At 67.1% G+C, this 571-nt stretch carries 1 protein-coding gene; it reads right to left on the bottom strand.

Annotated features, from left to right (window positions below; translation table 11 throughout):
* Positions 1-571 (bottom strand): TCP-1/cpn60 chaperonin family protein (locus tag AC1DY5_RS58085; protein ID WP_478123106.1); only part of this gene is annotated, 571 nt, incomplete at both ends.

The following is a 571-nucleotide window of genomic DNA, read 5'->3' as shown; positions in this document are numbered from 1 at the left end:
GTTGTAGCCATGACTCCGCTGGGCCGATTCGTCGACCCGCTGAAGCACGATGGAGGGCTCTTCGGCGGCATTCAGCACGATCTGGCGCAGAGGCTCTTCGAGCGCGCGCTGCACGATCCGGATGCCCGAGAGCTGGTCGAGGTTCGATGCGTCCGAATCCTTCAGCGCACGTCGCGCGCGCAGCAAGGCGACGCCGCCTCCCGGCACGATGCCTTCCTCGACGGCCGCGCGGGTCGCATGCAGAGCGTCTTCCACGCGGAGCTTGCGTTCCTTCAGCTCGGTCTCGGTCGCGGCGCCGACCTTGACCACCGCGACGCCGCCGGACAGCTTGGCGATGCGATCGTCCAATTGCTTGCGGTCGTATTCGCTGGTCAGCGTCTCGCGTTCCTTGCGGATGGCCGCCGCGCGTTCGCGAATGGCCTGCGTGTCTCCGGCGCCGCCAATGAGGGTGGTGCTTTCCTTGTCGATCACGACGCGGCGGGCGCGCCCGAGGTGGTCGGGTGTGGCCTTGGCCAGCGTCAGTCCAAGCTCGTTGGAGATCACTTGGCCGCCGGTCAACACGCCCATATCT

The organism is Variovorax sp. P4_D9 (assembly GCF_056401695.1).
This window is presented reverse-complemented; position numbering and strand designations above follow the sequence as displayed.